The sequence below is a fragment of the Bradyrhizobium sp. SZCCHNR1051 genome (genome assembly GCF_032489615.1).
Taxonomy (GTDB): domain Bacteria; phylum Pseudomonadota; class Alphaproteobacteria; order Rhizobiales; family Xanthobacteraceae; genus Bradyrhizobium.
In genome coordinates, this window is sequence record NZ_JAUEYJ010000005.1 from 118,378 (window position 1) to 134,651 (window position 16,274).

The following is a 16,274-nucleotide window of genomic DNA, read 5'->3' on the forward strand; positions in this document are numbered from 1 at the left end:
TGACCCTGTCACCACAAGGAACCGTCTTGCCCCCAGCCGCGGCGCTATGTATACGCGCGTTTCGGCTGGCGCGCCTCCGGTTTCGCGCTCAGCCGGTCAACTTATCCTCCTGATGGGAATGAGCGCGTCGTCATGGGTCGCCTCGTGCTGAAATTCGGCGGCACATCCGTCGCCAACATCGACCGCATCCGCAACGTCGCGCGCCACGTCAAGCGCGAGGTCGATGCCGGTCATGAGGTTGCCGTGGTCGTCTCGGCGATGTCGGGCAAGACCAACGAGCTGGTCGCCTGGTGCACCGAGGCGTCGCCGATGCATGATGCGCGCGAATACGACGCCGTGGTGGCCTCGGGCGAGCAGGTCACGTCCGGCCTGCTGGCGATCGTGCTGCAGAGCATGGGCATCCAGGCCCGCTCGTGGCAGGGCTGGCAGATCCCGATCAAGACCAGCGACGCCCATGCCTCGGCGCGCATCGTCGATATCGACGGCACCGAGCTGATCCAGCGCTTCCGCGACCGCAAGGAAGTTGCGGTCATCGCCGGCTTCCAGGGCATCAACGCCGAAACCGGGCGAATCACCACGCTCGGCCGCGGCGGCTCGGACACTTCGGCGGTGGCGATCGCGGCCGCCATCAAGGCCGACCGCTGCGACATCTATACCGACGTCGACGGCGTCTATACCACCGATCCCCGGGTGGTGCCGAAGGCCAAGCGGCTCGACAAGATCGCCTTCGAGGACATGCTGGAGCTGGCGTCGCAGGGCGCCAAGGTGCTGCAGGTCCGTTCGGTGGAACTGGGCATGGTGCACAACATGCCGATCTTCGTCCGCTCCTCATTCGACAAGCCTGAGGATATCGACCCGCACGCCAACCAGCCGCCGGGGACGCTGATCTGCAGCGAGGAACAAATCATGGAAAATCACGTCGTGACCGGCATCGCCTTCTCCAAGGACGAGGCCCAGATCTCGGTGCGCCAGATCGAGGACAAGCCGGGCGTTGCCGCGTCGATCTTCGGACCGCTGGCGGATGCCAACATCAATGTCGACATGATCGTCCAGAACGTCTCCGAAGATGGCAAGACCACCGATCTGACCTTCACGGTGCCGGCGACCGACTACAACCGGGCGCGCGAGACCATCACCGCGGCCAAGGACAAGATCGGCTACCAGCGCTTGGATACCGCAACCGACGTCGCCAAGGTCTCGGTGATCGGCTCGGGCATGCGCAGCCATGCCGGCGTCGCCGCCAAGGGATTTGCCGCGCTCGCCGCCCGCAACATCAACATTCGCGCGATCACGACCTCCGAGATCAAGTTCTCGGTGCTGATCGACGCCGCCTATACCGAGCTCGCCGTCCGCACGCTGCACACGCTCTACGGACTGGACCAGGCCTAGAAAATCCTCCTCCGCGACCACACCTGTCCCGTTATGTGACAGCGGGACGGGCCGGAGATCGTTCGAAAGCCGTTGACGCCGCCCGCGGTGGCAGGCGTTTTGCTTGGCAAAACAAGCCCTAATTCGCTATACGCCATCGCAGGATGGCAGCCGCAAACTGTGCTCCAGTGATGGTTGTTCTGGTTCGGGCCGGCACTCTGAGCGTGCGATAGTGCCGAATCGAGAAAGCTGTTAGATGCCACGAGTTTAGCGCCAGATCCGGCCGCGTGCCGGGCTGGCCCCAGGAAGGGGGATTGTGCCACATGCGAAGCGCGTCGGGAGGCCCCCGCGTCCTGCTCAGACGGCTTCGCGAGACCATGGCGGAGCAGGTCTCGGCACAGGAGCGACTCGACAAGATCGTGGTGCTGATCGCGGCCAACATGGTCGCGGAGGTCTGCTCGGTCTATGTGCTTCGCGTCGACAACACGCTCGAGCTCTACGCCACCGAAGGTCTGAACCGCGACGCCGTTCACATGACCGTGCTGAGCGCGCATGAGGGCCTCGTCGGCCTCGTCGCGAGCGAGGCGACGCCGCTCAATCTGAACGACGCGCAGAGCCACCCCGCCTTCTCGTACCGGCCGGAAACCGGCGAAGAGATCTACCACTCCTTCCTTGGCGTGCCGATCCTGCGCGCCGGCAACACGCTCGGCGTGCTGGTGGTGCAGAACCGCGCCAAGCGCACCTATGTCGAGGAAGAGGTCGAGGCGCTGCAGACCACCGCGATGGTGCTCGCCGAGATGATCGCCTCCGGCGAGCTCGCAGCGCTCGCCCAGCCCGGCGCCGAGCCGGCGGCGCGGCACTCGATCCACAAGACCGGCACCGTGCTGTCCGATGGCATCGCGCTCGGCCACGTCGTGCTGCACGAGCCGCGCGTCGTCATCAACAACTACATCGCCGAGGACCTGCCCAAGGAGATCAAGCGGCTCGACGCCGCGCTGCTCAAGCTGCGGGCCGACCTCGACCGCATGCTGGAGCGCGGTGACGTCGCCGATGGCGGCGAGCACCGCGAGGTGCTCGAAGCCTATCGCATGTTCGCCAACGACCAGGGCTGGTCGCACAAGCTGCACGAGGCGGTCGCGACCGGCCTCACGGCGGAAGCCGCCGTCGAGCGCGTGCAGTCCGACACCCGCGCCCGCATGCTGCGCTCCACCGATCCGTATTTGCGCGAGCGGCTGCACGATCTCGAGGACCTCGGCTACCGGCTGCTGCGCCAACTGGTGGGCCAGGACCACGCGCCCCGGCGCGAGCACCTGCCCGACAATGCCATCCTGATCGCGCGCGCAATGGGCCCGGCGGCGCTGCTCGACTACGACCGCAAGCGGCTGCGCGGCCTCGTGCTCGAGGAAGGCACTGCCAACTCGCATGTCGCGATCGTGGCGCGTGCGCTCGGCATTCCCGCCGTCGGCGAGGTGCCGAACGCGCCGGGCATCGCCGATCCCGGCGACGCCATCATCGTCGATGGCACGTCGGGCTCGATCTACGTTCGGCCGTCGTCCGAGATCGAGTCCGCCTATGCCGAGCGGGTGCGCTTCCGCGCTCGCCGCCAGGCGCAATATGGCGAGCTGCGCAACAAGCCCTGCGTGACCAAGGACGGCCAGCCGATCGAGCTGATGATCAATGCGGGCCTGGTCATCGACCTGCCGCATATCGAGGACACCGGCAGCGCCGGCATCGGCCTGTTCCGCACCGAGCTGCAATTCATGGTGTCCGCCAGCCTGCCGCGCTCGAGCGACCAGCTGGCGCTGTATCGCACGGTTCTCGACGCCGCCGGCCACAAGCCCGTCACGTTCCGCACTTTGGACATCGGCGGCGACAAGGCGCTGCCCTACATGGAGACCGTGATCGAGGAGAATCCGGCGCTCGGCTGGCGCGCGATCCGCCTCGGCCTCGACCGTCCGGGCCTGCTGCGCGGCCAGATCCGGGCGCTGCTGCGCGCCGGCGGCGGCCGCTCGCTGCGCATCATGTTCCCGATGATCTCGGAAGTCGCCGAGTTCGACACGGCCAAGGCGATCGTCGAACGCGAGCTGACTTACTTGCGCCAGCACGGTCACACGCTGCCGGAGCGCGTCGACGTCGGCACCATGCTCGAGGTCCCGGCGCTGCTGTATCAGCTCGACGAGCTGCTTTCGAAGGTCGATTTCATCTCGGTCGGCTCGAACGACCTGTTCCAGTTCCTGTTCGCGGTCGATCGCGGCAATGCCAAGGTCTCCGAGCGCTTCGACACGCTGTCGACGCCGATCCTGCGGGCGTTGCAGCAGATCGTGCACAAGGCCAAGGCGGCCAAGCGGTCGGTGTCACTGTGCGGCGAGATGGCCTCCAAGCCGATCGGCGCGCTGGCGCTGATCTCGCTCGGCTACCGCTCGCTGTCGCTGTCGGCCACCGCGCACGGCCCCGTGAAGGCGATGATCCTCGAACTCGACGCCGGCAAGGCGGCGACGAAGATGGCCGAATGGCTGGCCGCACCGGCCGGCAGCTTCTCGATGCGGCAGAAGCTGACCGAGTTCGCCGAGAGCGAAGGCCTCGCGCTGTAGCGGGCCGTCGCGCCAAGCGTCTTCCGTTCGTATCGTTTGCTCCTAGATCAGATTGCATCATGTCGTCGCTTCCCCAAGCCAAACTGGATGTCCTGCTCGCGCATCACGCCTCGCTCGAGGCGGAGCTGCTCGGCCAGGTCAATTCCGACCGCTACGTGCAGATCACCCGTGAGCTCGCCGAGCTCAATCCGCTGATCGACGCGGTGAAGGCGTATCGCGCCGGCGTCAAGGAGCTCGCCGAGACGGAGGCGCTCATCGCCGATCCCACCACCGACGCCGAGGTGCGCGCGATGGCCGAGGCCGAGCGCGACGAGCTGATCGCGCGCCGCGGCGAGCTGGAGCAGCAGATCCGCGTCGCGCTGCTTCCGAAGGATGCGATGGACGACCGCAACGTCGTGCTTGAAATCCGCGCCGGCACCGGCGGCGACGAGGCCTCATTGTTCGCCGGCGACCTGTTCCGGATGTATGAGCGCTTCGCCGCCCTGCAGGGCTGGAAGGTCGAGGTGATCTCGGCCTCCGAAGGCACCGTCGGCGGCTACAAGGAAATCATCGCCGAGGTGCAGGGCCGCGGCGCCTTCGCCAAGCTGAAATTCGAATCCGGGGTGCACCGCGTGCAGCGCGTGCCCGATACCGAGACCCAGGGGCGCATCCACACCTCGGCCGCCACGGTTGCCGTGCTGCCGGAGGTCGAGGAGGTCGATGTCGACATCAAGCAGGACGACCTGCGCATCGAGACCATGCGCGCCCAAGGCGCCGGCGGCCAGCACGTCAACAAGACGGAATCGGCGATCCGCATCACCCACATCCCGACCGGAATCGTCGTGATGATGCAGGACAGCCGCTCGCAGCACAAGAACCGCGCCTCCGCGATGAACATCCTGCGCTCGCGCATCTACGACGCCGAGCGGCAGAAGGTCGACGCGGCGCGCTCGGCCGAGCGCAAGGAGAAGGTCGGCTCCGGCGACCGCTCCGAGCGCATCCGTACCTATAATTTCCCGCAAGGGCGCGTCACCGACCACCGCATCAACCTGACGCTCTACAAGCTGCCGCAGGTGATCGCGGGCGAAGCGCTGGGCGAACTGATCGACGCGCTGACGACCGAGCACCAGGCAGCCCAGCTCGCCGCGCAAGGTGCGGCGGCGTGATGCGCACCGGCGCATTGCAGGAGGCGATGCGACGCTGCCCCGACACAAACGGTGTCGTCCCGGCGAACGCCGGGACCCATAATCACCGGCCTTCGTGGCTGTCACAGAAGGCAACTCCGACCGCCCGTCCCGCAACGGCACGGCGTATGGATCCCCGCGTTCGCGGGGATGACGCGTGGAGGGAGCTTGCGCGATGACCGGCCTCATCGCCGGCGTGACGATCGATGCCGCCCGCCGTGCCCTGGCCGCGCGCTTTGCTGATGCAGGCCTCGACTCGCCCGAGCTGGATGCGCGGCTGCTGGTCGGCCATGCGCTGCAGCTCGACCTCACCGGGCTCGTGATGCACGGGAGACGACAGCTCTCCCATGACGACGCGCAGCGCCTGGAAACGCTGATGCAGCGCCGGCTGGCCGGGGAACCGGTCGCCCGCCTCCTCGGCACCAAAGAGTTCTGGGGCCTGGACCTGCGATTGTCGGCCGATACGCTGGTGCCGCGACCGGACACCGAGACCGTGGTCGAGCTGGCACTGGAACATCTCGCGGCCGGCGGCGGCCTGAAGCGTCGCTTGCGCATCGCCGATCTCGGCACGGGCTCCGGCGCGATCCTGCTGGCGCTGCTGTCCGAGCTGCCGCGGGCCTTTGGACTGGGCACCGACATCAGCTTGGCCGCGCTGACGACCGCGCGGGACAATGCGCGCGCGCTCGGATTGGCCGACCGCGCCGGCTTCGTCGCCTGCTCCTACGCCGCAGCGCTGGCTGTGGGTTTCGACCTGATCGTGTCGAACCCGCCCTACATCCCGTCGTCCGAGATCGGCGCGCTCGACGCCGAGGTGCGCGCTCATGATCCGCTACGCGCACTGGACGGGGGCAAGGACGGGCTCGACGCCTACCGCGCGCTGATCCCGCAGGCAGCGGCCCTGCTTCAGCCCGGCGGCGCTGTCATCGTGGAGGTCGGGCTTGGCCAGAGTGACGACGTCGCTGCATTGATGGTGAGGGCCGGCCTGACGGCCGATTCCTCGACGATCCGGGCCGATCTGGCCGGTATTCCCCGAACCGTCATGGGCTTAAAAAAGCTCCGGTAAAGGTCGGGGGATAGAGAAAAAGCTCTTGGAATATCCCCCGGGAGCGACTACGTTCCACCCATAGCACCGGCGCAGGCCACGACGAGCGGTATTCACACCGCAGCAGTCAGATGCCAGAGAGCCGCGCCGGGCGATAGGTTCCAGAACGCAGATCTGCTGAGCGCGAGAGCCGGATGGCTGCGCAGCCCGCGACTGCAAAGCGAACGAAAGCCTGACTTTGCACTTGAGGTCTTACGCTAAGCAAACTGGGTCGGTCGTGGCGCATCTCGTCGTGGCTGGCTGAATGACGTGGTTCGCTGGTCCCAGGGGGCTGGCGGGTGGGGAACGCGTTTTGAACGCGCTTTTGTCGAGAGAATCGGCTGTCGATCACATCGGCATGGGTCGAACCGGCATGTCGGAACCGGCATGGGTCGGATGGCCATTTGGACCGCGCACGAGGCGTCCGAGCCCGGCGAAGGTAATTCAATACGCTTTCGGTATTCCGATAACAATCAGTGCTCACTATCAGTGCTCAGCAATCGGTGCTCCTAACGCAGGGTTGGAATAAAGGCAGGACATGAGAAACGGTCAGAACAACAAGCGGATGCGCAACCGGAACAGCGGCGGTAACAACAACAATAACCGGCGCGGCCAGAATCCGCTGACCAGGGTGTTCGAGTCCAATGGACCGGACATCAAGATCCGCGGTACCGCCTCTCATGTCGCCGAGAAATATGTCCAGCTTGCCCGCGACGCCCGCTCCTCGGGTGACCCCGTTGCCGCCGAGAACTACTACCAGCACGCCGAGCACTATTTCCGCCTGATTGCCGCCGCGCAGGAGCAGTTCCGCCAGAACCAGCCGCAGCAGCAACCGCGCAACGCCGATGACCTGACCGTCGACGACCTCGATGATGAAGGCGAGAGCTTCTCGCATTTCGGCCAGGAGCCCGGCTTCGTTCCGGCCCAGCCGCAGCCTCAACCCCAACCCTTCATGCGCGATCGCGAAGGCGGCCAGCGCGAGCGCGGCGACAACCAGCCCTATCAGCGCGAGCAGCAGCCGCGCGAGCATCGCGAAGCGCGTGAGCATCGCGAGCCGCGCGAACACCGCGAGCCGCGGGAGCACCGTGAACCGCGTGAGCATCGTGAGCGGGAGCCGCGCGAGCACCGCGAGCGTCCGCAGCCCGTCCAGTACCAGCCCCAGCCGCAACCCCAGCCCGTCATCGCCGACAGCGGGGTCGATCGGTTGCCGTCCTTCATCACCGGCCCGCAGCCGCAGATCGCCAATGCCCCGGCCGCCTTCGAGGGCGCTGCCGAGCGCTATCCGCGCCGCCGCCGGCGTCCGCATGGTCCGCGCGGTGAAGCAGCCGCTGCTGCGCCGGCGCCGAGCGAGGACCTCAATCCGGGCGAATAGCGATTTCGCTCCGTCATGACGAAACGGGTGGGCCCTGAGCCCACCCGTTTTTCTTTGCGCTGAGAGGCACGCAGGGAGCGACCCGGTGTCATCCGTCGCGCGACGGCAGACCGACCTCGCGGCGGCCGGAGCCACCGGATCCTGGGGCCGACGGTGACGGCGCCAGCACGGGTTCGAGTCGTGGGATCAGCCGGATGCGCTCGCGGCGCGCCGGGATCACCCGGTAGACCTGCTTGGTCGCCTCGACGATGTGGACACCGGCGAACGGCAGCGACAGCGCCGCGCCGACGCGCTCCCAGGCCATCGCCGATTTCAGGAACCAGCCGCCGACCGGGGGCATGAACAGCGCCTCGCCCCAGCCGGTCGGCGTGAACCAGGTCTGCCGCAGCAACTGCGTGATCTGCGAGCGCGAATAGGGCCGGCCATGGCCGAATGGCGTGTTGTCGGTCCGCGTCCAGACGCCGCGCCGGTTCGGGATCACGATGATCATGCGTCCCGCCGGCGCCAGCACCCGCCACATCTCCCGCAGCAGCCCGGCCGGGTCGTCCGACATCTCCAGCGCATGCACGATCAGGATGCGGTCGACCGCCGCATCGGGCAGCGGCAGCGAGAACTCGTCCACCAGCGAGGCCAGGGTCGGCCGCGCCGTCGGCCATTTCAGCACCCCCTGCGCCGCCGGCATAAAGGCGATGCAGCGTTCGGAATCCTCGCGGAACAAGCCGAGATAGGGCGTGGGATAGCCGATGCCGAGCACCCGCTGCCCGGCCGCGTTCGGCCAGCGCGCGCGGATGCCGCGGTTGATCAAGAGCCGCGCGACGATCCCGAGGCGACCCGAATAGAAATTCCGCAGATCGATCACGTCCATGACGTCAATGTATCATGCGGGCGCGCGCTGCCGCGCGCCGAATATTGCGTTGCGCCTCCAGCGTTAACGCCATATCTCTGCCCGGGACATCGGAGGCCGCCCCGCAGCGCTGCGCCCGGGCTCCGCTTCCACGACCTTCTGGCATCGCGAGCGCTACCATCGTGCCTCGCCCGGTCCCGCCGACGGAGACATCATGGCCGCCGACATCCGCGTCTTCACCTGCCTGTCCGACAATTTCGGCTATCTGATCCATGACCCCGCGACCGGCGCGACTGCCTCGATCGACGCCCCCGAGGCCGGACCGATCGTCCGGCAATTGGACGCCGAAGGCTGGACGCTCACCGACATCCTGATCACGCATCATCATCACGACCATGTCGGCGGCGTCGCCGAGCTCAAGCAGAAATATGGCTGCCGGGTGGTCGCGCCGCACGACAAGACGACGGCGATCGCCAACGTCGACCTGCGCGTCGCCCATGGCGATGTCGTGAAGATCGGCGAGCTGCTCGCGCGCGTGCTGGAAACGCCCGGCCATACGCTCGACCACGTCTCCTACGTGTTCGACGCCGACAAGGCGTTGTTTGCGGCCGACACGCTGTTCTCGGTCGGCTGCGGCCGCGTGTTCGAAGGCACCTATCCGATGATGTGGGACTCGCTTCTCAAGCTGCGCGCGCTGCCGGACGACTTCCGGCTCTATTGCGGTCACGAATACACAGCCTCGAACGTCAAATTCGCGCTCACCGTCGACGGAGACAACGAGGCGCTGAAGGCTCGCGCCGAGGAAGTCACGCGGCTCCGTGCCGCCAACCGGCCGACCATTCCGTCGCTGCTCGGCGACGAGAAGACCGCCAACGTGTTCCTGCGCGCCGACGATCCGGCCGTCGCTTTGCGGCTGCGCATGAAGGGCGCCAGCGCCGAGCAGGTGTTCGGCGAGCTGCGCGAGCGCAAGAACAAGTCGTAAGGCTGAGGAAGACGATGACCACGCTCTCGGCTGCCGACATCATCGCGCGCCTTGGTCTGCAGCCGCATCCGGAGGGCGGACATTTTCGCGAGACGTTTCGCGATCCGGCCGTGGACGCCTCCGGCCGCGCCGCATCGACCTTGATCTATTTCCTGCTCGCCCGCGGCGAGCGTTCGCATTGGCACCGGGTCGACGCGGTCGAGACCTGGCACTTCTATGCCGGGGCAGCGCTGACCTTGCGGATCGCCGCCGAAGGCCAGGCGCCGCAAACGACGACGCTGGGGATCGACCTCGCAGCCGGCCAGCAACCGCAGGCGATCGTCCCTGCCCATGCCTGGCAAGCCGCCGAGAGCGCCGGCGATTGGACGCTCGTCGGCTGCACGGTGGCGCCGGGCTTCATGTTCGAAGGATTCGAACTCGCGCCGCCCGGCTGGGAGCCGGAGGTCTGAGTCAGGCGCTCGCGCCCGCGACCTTCGCGGCGGGCTCGGCGAAGCGCTGGCGCTCCTGGGCGAGGAAGCCGGAAATCGCGTCGGCCGGCATCGGCTTCGCGAAGTAGTAGCCTTGGATGTAGTCCGCGCCCAAACGCCGGAGGCTGTCGAGCTGCTCCTTGGTCTCGACACCTTCGACCACACACGAGATTTCCATGTCGGCGCAGAGGCCGGTCAGCGACTTGATGATCTTGTGGCTGATCGGGTTGGCATTGACGTCGCTCACGAAACTGCGGTCAACCTTGAGCTTGTCGAGCGGCAGCCGGTGAACGTGGCTGAGCGACGAGTAGCCGGTGCCGAAATCGTCCAGCGAGATGCCGCAACCGATCGCCTTCAGCGCCGCGATCGACTGCTCGGCGCGGGCGAAATCAAAGGTGACGGCGGTCTCCGTGATCTCGAACTCGATTCGGCGCGGCGGAACGCCGCTGGCATGAATGACCGCCAGCAGCGGAAGAACACCGTCCGGCGAACAGATGTCGTGCGCGGAGAGATTGAACGACACGCGAATGTCGTCCGGCCAGGTCCGCGCCGCCGCGAGCGCCTTGACCAGCAGACAGCGCGTCAGGCTGCGGATGACGCCGATCCGCTCGGCCGCCGGGATGAAGCTTGCGGGCGACACCGTCCCCAGCTTGGGGCTGTGCCAGCGCGCCAGCACCTCGAATCCGGTGGTGCGCGAATTCGTCGCGTCCATGATCGGCTGAAACGCCAGATCCATCTCGGCTTCGAAATCGGCCGTGCGCAACAGGTGCTCGATCACGCTGCGGCTGCGGATCTCCGCCTCGAGCTCGGTCGAGAAGATGATGGCCTGGCCGCGGGCGCGGCGCTTGGCGTGGTAGAGCGCATAGTCGGCGCATTCGTACAGCGCATCCGCGGCCATGGCCGAGCGCGGATATAGCGCAAAGCCGGTCGAGCACGACAGGCCGGTATGCGTCGTGTCGAACTGATAGGGCAGCTTGATCAGCTCGGTGATCTGCCGTCCGAGGTTGAGCAGATCGTCGTCCGTTGGGTTGCCGGCGACCACCAGTCCGAACTCGTCGCCGCCGAGCCGGGCGAGATGGACCTGGTCGCCATGGCCGGCACAGGCGTCGCGGACGCGGCGCGCGGCCTCCATCAGCACGCGGTCGCCGACCGTATGTCCATAGGTGTCATTGATCGGCTTGAAGCCGTCGAGATCGATGATGCCGACGGCGAGCCGCGTGCCGTCCCGCTCGGCCTCGGCGAATGCCTGCGTGAGCTCCGAGAAGAAGCGGCGGCGATTGGGCAGATCGGTCAGCGCGTCCAGATTGGCGAGGCGGAAGTTTTCATCCGACAGCGCTTGCGTCGCGGCCTGCTCCGCGAGCAGCGATTTGCGGCTGGCGACGAGCGCGGCGAAATCCCGATAGTAGATGAACAGCACCGTGACCATGGCGCCGGACACGAGCAACTGATTGACCGCGATCGCACGCAGCGCGTGAACGCCCGTGGACATGAAGAAGATGACGTAGGGGACGATGACCACAAGGGTCACGATCAGCGCCGCGGAGCGCAAATGCATCAGGCAGAAGATGATGCCGATGACCGTGACCGCCATGTAGAACGCGACCTGCCCCTTGGCGAACGGATCGCCATAGGGAAACAACGCGAATGACCAGACGACGAACAGCGCCCCGATCGGGCCGGCGATCCGGTTGGTGACGCGCAGGTTGCGCAGCACCTCGGCGTCGTTGCTGGCGGCCTCGCCCTGCCGCAGCCACCACAGCATGCGCGCGCCGGTAATCGTCGATAGCAGGGCCGGCACCGAAATCGTGAGCCACGTCGGCGCCAGCGGCAGGAACGTGTAGGCGAGCGCCAGGCTGTTGGTGATGAGAATGAAATAGAGCAGCGGCACCTGCTTCGAGAACGCCTGGAACTGCGCGCGCGTCAGCTCGGGATTGTCGGCGGGGACGCGAAACAACTCCCCCGCGCGGGCCATGTAACGTCTCACGTCCGGCATCGCCGCCCCGTTGTCAGCACCATTTCCCGCGAACTATCGCGCGGGACGGGTAAAGGGCGGGTTAGGTGCAGACCGCGCCAAACCGTAATCGGCGGTTGTGAGCTACCGGCCGGCGCGCTGGTTTTGCGCACGGTTAAGTGCGCATCAAGGATAACCGGCGGATTCGGGCCGCCGTACCGAAGTCCGCATGCGAGCGGGCACCGCCTGACTTTCGCTCAACCTGACGCGGTCAGCGCTTGCGCAGAAGGAACATGTCCTTGGCCGCGACCAGACCGCCGCCGGCGATCAGCAGCGCCGCCACGGCGATGGTCGCGCTCGGCCGCGCGTAGCCGGCAACGATCAGGAACGCCGTCGACAGCAGCGGCGTCGCATAGGACGCCGCACCGAGCACCCGAATGTCGCCCCGCTTCATGCCGATGTCCCAGGCGTAGAACGCAGCACCCACCGGGCCGATGCCGAGACCGGCAACAGCGAGCCACTGCGTCGGGCTGTCGGGCCAGACCGTTCGCTCGACCGCAACATGGACCAGGGCCGCCAGCGCGGACGTCGCCAGGCAGAAGCCGGCGACCGCATCGGTCGGCACCGCCTTCAGACGACGCGAGAGCACCGAATAGATCGCCCACACGAACGCCGCGACGAAGGCGGCCGCAAGCCCCGGCAACTGGCTCGCAGCGAAGCTCGCACCGTTGCCGAGCAACAGCAGCGCGGTTCCGACGAGACCGATCGCGGCGCCGACGACGTGATGGACCGCCAGGCGCTCGCCAGGCAGGAAGGCCGAGAACATCACGATCAGCAGCGGCCAGAGATAGTTCAGCAGCCCGGCTTCCGCCGGCGGCGCGAAGCGCAGCGCCAGGAAATACAGCGCGTGATAGCCGAACAGGCCGCCGACGCCCACGGCCCACGCCCTCGCCGGCTGCCGCAACACCTGCAGCCCATCCGGTCGACGCAACACACTGAGCAGGCCGACCGCGCCGCCGACAGCAAAGGTCATTGCCGCAAGCTGGAAGGCGGGGATCGTACCCGTCGCCACCGTCAACAAGGCGAGCAGCGACCACATCAGGATCGCGGTCAGACCGATCAGGGTCGCAGTGCGCTGGGACATCAGGCGGCAGGCTCCGTCACGGCCGGCTCATGCCGGCCACCACGCCTTCGTCCGTGCGGGAAGCGTCCAAGACGTGAATGCCCGCGGCGAGCGCGGGCGTTCGATTTCCTTAACCGCAGAAGGCGGCCGGAGGCAACGCCGCCGGCGCGGATCACACCATGTACTGGCCGCCATTGACCGACAGCGTCGAGCCGGTGATGGCTCCCGCCTCATCCGCCGCGAGGAACACCACGGCGCGCGCGATCTCCTCGGGCTCGCCGAGGCGCCCCACCGGAATCAGCGGCAGAATGGCTTTCTCGAGCACGTCCTTCGGCACCGCCTGCACCATCTCGGTGTTGATGTAGCCCGGGCAGATCACGTTGACGGTAATGCCGGCCTTGGCCGTCTCCAGCGCGAGCGCCTTGGTGAAGCCGATGTCGCCGGCCTTCGCCGCGGAGTAGTTGACTTGGCCAAACTGGCCCTTCTGGCCGTTGATCGAGGAGATGTTGATGATGCGGCCGAACTTGCGCGCGCGCATGCCCTCGATGACCGGGCGGGTCATGTTGAACAGCGAGCCGAGATTGGTGTTGATGACGGCGCTCCACTGCTCGAGCGTCATCTTGTGGAAGGCCGTGTCACGGGTGATGCCGGCATTGTTGATCAGCACGTCGATGGGACCGAGATCGGCTTCGACCTTCTTGATGCCTTCGCCGCAGGCCTCGAACGAGCTGACGTCCCATTTGTAGACGGGGATCTCGGTCTCGCTCTTGAACTTCTCCGCAGCGGCATCGTTGCCGCCGTAATTCGCCGCGACCTTGTATCCCGCCGCCTTCAGCGCCTTGCTGATCGCCGCTCCGATACCGCGCGTCCCCCCGGTCACCAACGCCACACGTGCCATGTCGAATCCTTCCCTCGATGACTGATCGCACAGGACAACCTCTGGCTGCCACCGTGCATACCGTTGTTATTGGATCATGAAACGTCGTGCGACGATCAACTTGCCGCATGACCATCGATGCTCGCTCAACTCCATTTTTTTAGTGGTCGATTATGCGACGTGTTTGACGGACATCAAGAACAAAACGCCCGGCGAGATCGCCGGGCGTTGATCTTTAGTTGAGCTGGACGCGATTGCGAAGATTGAACGGTTCGCAGTCAGTGCCGGCTTTTTAGTCGCGTGCGACGCACAGCGCGATGCCCATGCCACCGCCGATGCACAGCGTCGCGAGGCCCTTCTTGGCGTCGCGCTTCTGCATCTCATGCAGCAGGGTCACGAGCACGCGCGCGCCGGATGCACCGATTGGATGGCCGATCGCGATCGCACCGCCGTTGACGTTGACCTTGGCCGGATCCCAGCCGAGGTCCTTGTTCACGGCACAGGCCTGCGCGGCGAACGCCTCGTTGGCTTCGATCAGGTCGAGGTCGGCGATATTCCAGCCGGCCTTCTTCAGCGCCGTGCGCGACGCCGGGATCGGGCCGGTGCCCATGATCTTCGGGTCGACGCCGGCCTGTCCCCAGGACACGATCCGGGCGAGCGGGGTCTTGCCTTCCTTGGCGGCCTGCTTGGCGGTCATCAACACCACGGCCGCTGCGCCGTCATTGATGCCCGACGCGTTGCCGGCGGTGACCGTGCCGTCCTTCTCGAAGGCCGCACGCAGCTTGGCCATGGCCTCGACCGTCGCGCCATGACGCGGGTATTCGTCGGTGTCGACCACGGTGTCGCCCTTGCGGCTCTTGACCGTCACGGGCGCGATCTCGTCCTTGAACCTGCCGGATTTCTGAGCGGCCTCGGCCTTGTTCTGCGATGCAACGGCGAACTCGTCCTGCTGCGCGCGGGTGATCTGATATTGCTTCGCAACGTTCTCGGCGGTGTTGCCCATGTGATAGCCGTTGAAGGCATCCCACAGACCGTCCTTGATCATCGTGTCGACCAGATCGAGCGAGCCCATCTTCACGCCGGCGCGCAGGTATTGCGCATGCGCCGCCATGCTCATCGACTCCTGGCCGCCGGCAACCACGATGTCGGAGTCGCCATTGACGAGCGCCTGGTAGCCCAGCGCGACGGAGCGCAGCCCCGAGCCGCACAGCTGGTTGATGCCCCAGGCCGGGCTTTCCACCGGAATGCCGGCGGCGATCGAGGCCTGACGGGCCGGGTTCTGGCCCTGAGCTGCGGTCAGGATCTGCCCCAGAATGACTTCGGACACACGGCCCGGCTCGATGCCGGCGCGTTCCAGTGCGGCCTTGATGGCGACAGCGCCCAGCTCATGGGCCGGAACACTGGCAAAGGCACCGTTGAAGCTTCCAACCGGGGTACGGGCGGCACTGACGATGACGACATCGTCTGACATGGGCATCTCCTGGGGTTCTTGATCTTGGACGTGAAAGCGAGGGCTTGAGAACTTGAGGGTATTTGAAATGAAAATGATCTTTTCAGTTCACGGTCGTGCCGGCCGTCCGCAAGCCCCGGATTGGCGAGTGCGAAACCTTCGCGCTTCATCCTGTTAACGTCGTTGCGACATGTCAATTGGCGGCATCAGCAATTCCTGTTGCAGCGCATTCAAATTGGGATGCTTGGCCGTTTCGTGAGCAAGATTTCTGCTGCGGGATTAACCGTTCCGCACAAAACCGTAGCCGAACTCGCCCGAAAGTGATTACGTTATTGCATTGCGTAGCTCTTCGCCCTGCGGCGACGCCGCCGGGTTCCCTGTTCTCGGTTTGCATGTGTGAGCTCATGGCGAAATCTGACCAACCCACCACAATCAAGAAATACGCGAACCGGCGGCTCTACAATACCGGGACGAGTACCTACGTGACCCTCGAAGATCTTGCCTCGATGGTTAAGAACGGGGAGGATTTCCTGGTCTACGACGCCAAGACCGGCGACGACATCACACGCTCCGTACTCGCCCAGATCATCTTTGAACAGGAGAACAAGGCCGGCCAGAACCTGCTGCCGACCACGTTCCTGCGCCAGCTCATCCGCTTCTACGGCGACAGCATGCAGATGGTGGTACCGAAATACCTTGAGCAATCGATCGATACCCTGACCAGAGAGCAGGAAAAGTTCCGCAAACAGATCGCTGACACCTTCAGCGGGACGCCATTCGCGCCGCTCGAGGAGCAGGTGCGCCGCAACATGGAGCTGTTCCAGCAGACCTTCTCGATGTTCAAGCCGTTCGCGCCGCCGGCCCGCGGGGAGGAAAAGGCGGCCGAGCCGACCCCGGCCGCCGACGACAACATCGACGAGCTGCGTCGTCAGATGAAGGAAATGCAGGACCGGCTCGACCGCATGTCCGAGCCGAAGAAGGACGAGCAGCAAGGCTGACGCCGAA

13 protein-coding genes are annotated in these 16,274 nt (G+C 66.1%); 8 read left to right on the forward strand and 5 right to left on the reverse strand.

Features of this window, described 5'->3' with window-relative positions:
- Positions 1-132: 132 nt before the first annotated feature.
- From QW868_RS07525 to QW868_RS07545, 5 genes are all read left to right on the forward strand, one after another.
- Positions 133-1,389 carry an aspartate kinase gene (locus QW868_RS07525; protein ID WP_316230266.1) on the forward strand — a complete coding sequence of 419 codons (1,257 nt, stop codon included), beginning with the start codon at positions 133-135 and terminating at the stop codon, positions 1,387-1,389.
- A 302-nt stretch (positions 1,390-1,691) separates the two neighbouring features.
- Positions 1,692-3,959, forward strand: a complete 2,268-nt coding sequence (gene ptsP / locus QW868_RS07530; protein WP_315735256.1) for a phosphoenolpyruvate--protein phosphotransferase — start codon at positions 1,692-1,694, stop codon at positions 3,957-3,959.
- Positions 3,960-4,018: 59 nt separating this feature from the next.
- On the forward strand, positions 4,019-5,104 hold the full coding sequence (prfA, locus tag QW868_RS07535) for a peptide chain release factor 1 (protein WP_316230267.1): 1,086 nt from the start codon (positions 4,019-4,021) through the stop codon (positions 5,102-5,104).
- A gap of 193 nt (positions 5,105-5,297) precedes the next feature.
- Entirely contained in the window at positions 5,298-6,185 is an 888-nt protein-coding gene (gene prmC / locus QW868_RS07540) for a peptide chain release factor N(5)-glutamine methyltransferase (RefSeq protein ID WP_316177631.1), read from the forward strand.
- 556 nt (positions 6,186-6,741) lie between these two features.
- The gene (locus tag QW868_RS07545; RefSeq protein WP_315775709.1) at positions 6,742-7,575 is read left to right on the forward strand and encodes a DUF4167 domain-containing protein; all 834 of its coding nucleotides are present in this window, start codon (positions 6,742-6,744) and stop codon (positions 7,573-7,575) included.
- Between the two features lie 88 nt (positions 7,576-7,663).
- Here QW868_RS07545 and QW868_RS07550 read toward each other — a convergent pair whose 3' ends face one another.
- Positions 7,664-8,440 (reverse strand): class I SAM-dependent methyltransferase, encoded by a 777-nt coding sequence (locus QW868_RS07550; RefSeq protein ID WP_315735264.1) that lies wholly within the window; start codon positions 8,438-8,440, stop codon positions 7,664-7,666.
- Between the two features lie 193 nt (positions 8,441-8,633).
- Here QW868_RS07550 and gloB point away from each other — a divergent pair, with 193 nt between their 5' ends.
- Positions 8,634-9,401: a hydroxyacylglutathione hydrolase gene (gene gloB, locus QW868_RS07555; RefSeq protein ID WP_315756882.1), complete on the forward strand. Its 768-nt coding sequence runs from the start codon at positions 8,634-8,636 to the stop codon at positions 9,399-9,401.
- Between the two features lie 14 nt (positions 9,402-9,415).
- Positions 9,416-9,850 carry a cupin domain-containing protein gene (locus QW868_RS07560; protein WP_316230268.1) on the forward strand — a complete coding sequence of 145 codons (435 nt, stop codon included), beginning with the start codon at positions 9,416-9,418 and terminating at the stop codon, positions 9,848-9,850.
- A 1-nt stretch (position 9,851) separates the two neighbouring features.
- On the opposite strand, the gene QW868_RS07565 is transcribed toward QW868_RS07560, so the two are convergent.
- The 4 genes from QW868_RS07565 to QW868_RS07580 form a co-directional block, all read right to left on the reverse strand.
- The gene (locus QW868_RS07565; RefSeq protein ID WP_315783355.1) at positions 9,852-11,861 is read right to left on the reverse strand and encodes a putative bifunctional diguanylate cyclase/phosphodiesterase; all 2,010 of its coding nucleotides are present in this window, start codon (positions 11,859-11,861) and stop codon (positions 9,852-9,854) included.
- 229 nt (positions 11,862-12,090) lie between these two features.
- On the reverse strand, positions 12,091-12,963 hold the full coding sequence (locus QW868_RS07570; RefSeq protein ID WP_316230269.1) for a DMT family transporter: 873 nt from the start codon (positions 12,961-12,963) through the stop codon (positions 12,091-12,093).
- A 151-nt stretch (positions 12,964-13,114) separates the two neighbouring features.
- Positions 13,115-13,840 carry a beta-ketoacyl-ACP reductase gene (locus QW868_RS07575; protein ID WP_315715178.1) on the reverse strand — a complete coding sequence of 242 codons (726 nt, stop codon included), beginning with the start codon at positions 13,838-13,840 and terminating at the stop codon, positions 13,115-13,117.
- Positions 13,841-14,111: 271 nt separating this feature from the next.
- Positions 14,112-15,290 carry an acetyl-CoA C-acetyltransferase gene (locus tag QW868_RS07580; protein WP_315775712.1) on the reverse strand — a complete coding sequence of 393 codons (1,179 nt, stop codon included), beginning with the start codon at positions 15,288-15,290 and terminating at the stop codon, positions 14,112-14,114.
- 383 nt (positions 15,291-15,673) lie between these two features.
- Between QW868_RS07580 and phaR the strand changes: the two genes are divergently transcribed.
- Entirely contained in the window at positions 15,674-16,267 is a 594-nt protein-coding gene (gene phaR / locus QW868_RS07585) for a polyhydroxyalkanoate synthesis repressor PhaR (RefSeq protein WP_315735740.1), read from the forward strand.
- Positions 16,268-16,274 lie beyond the last annotated feature (7 nt).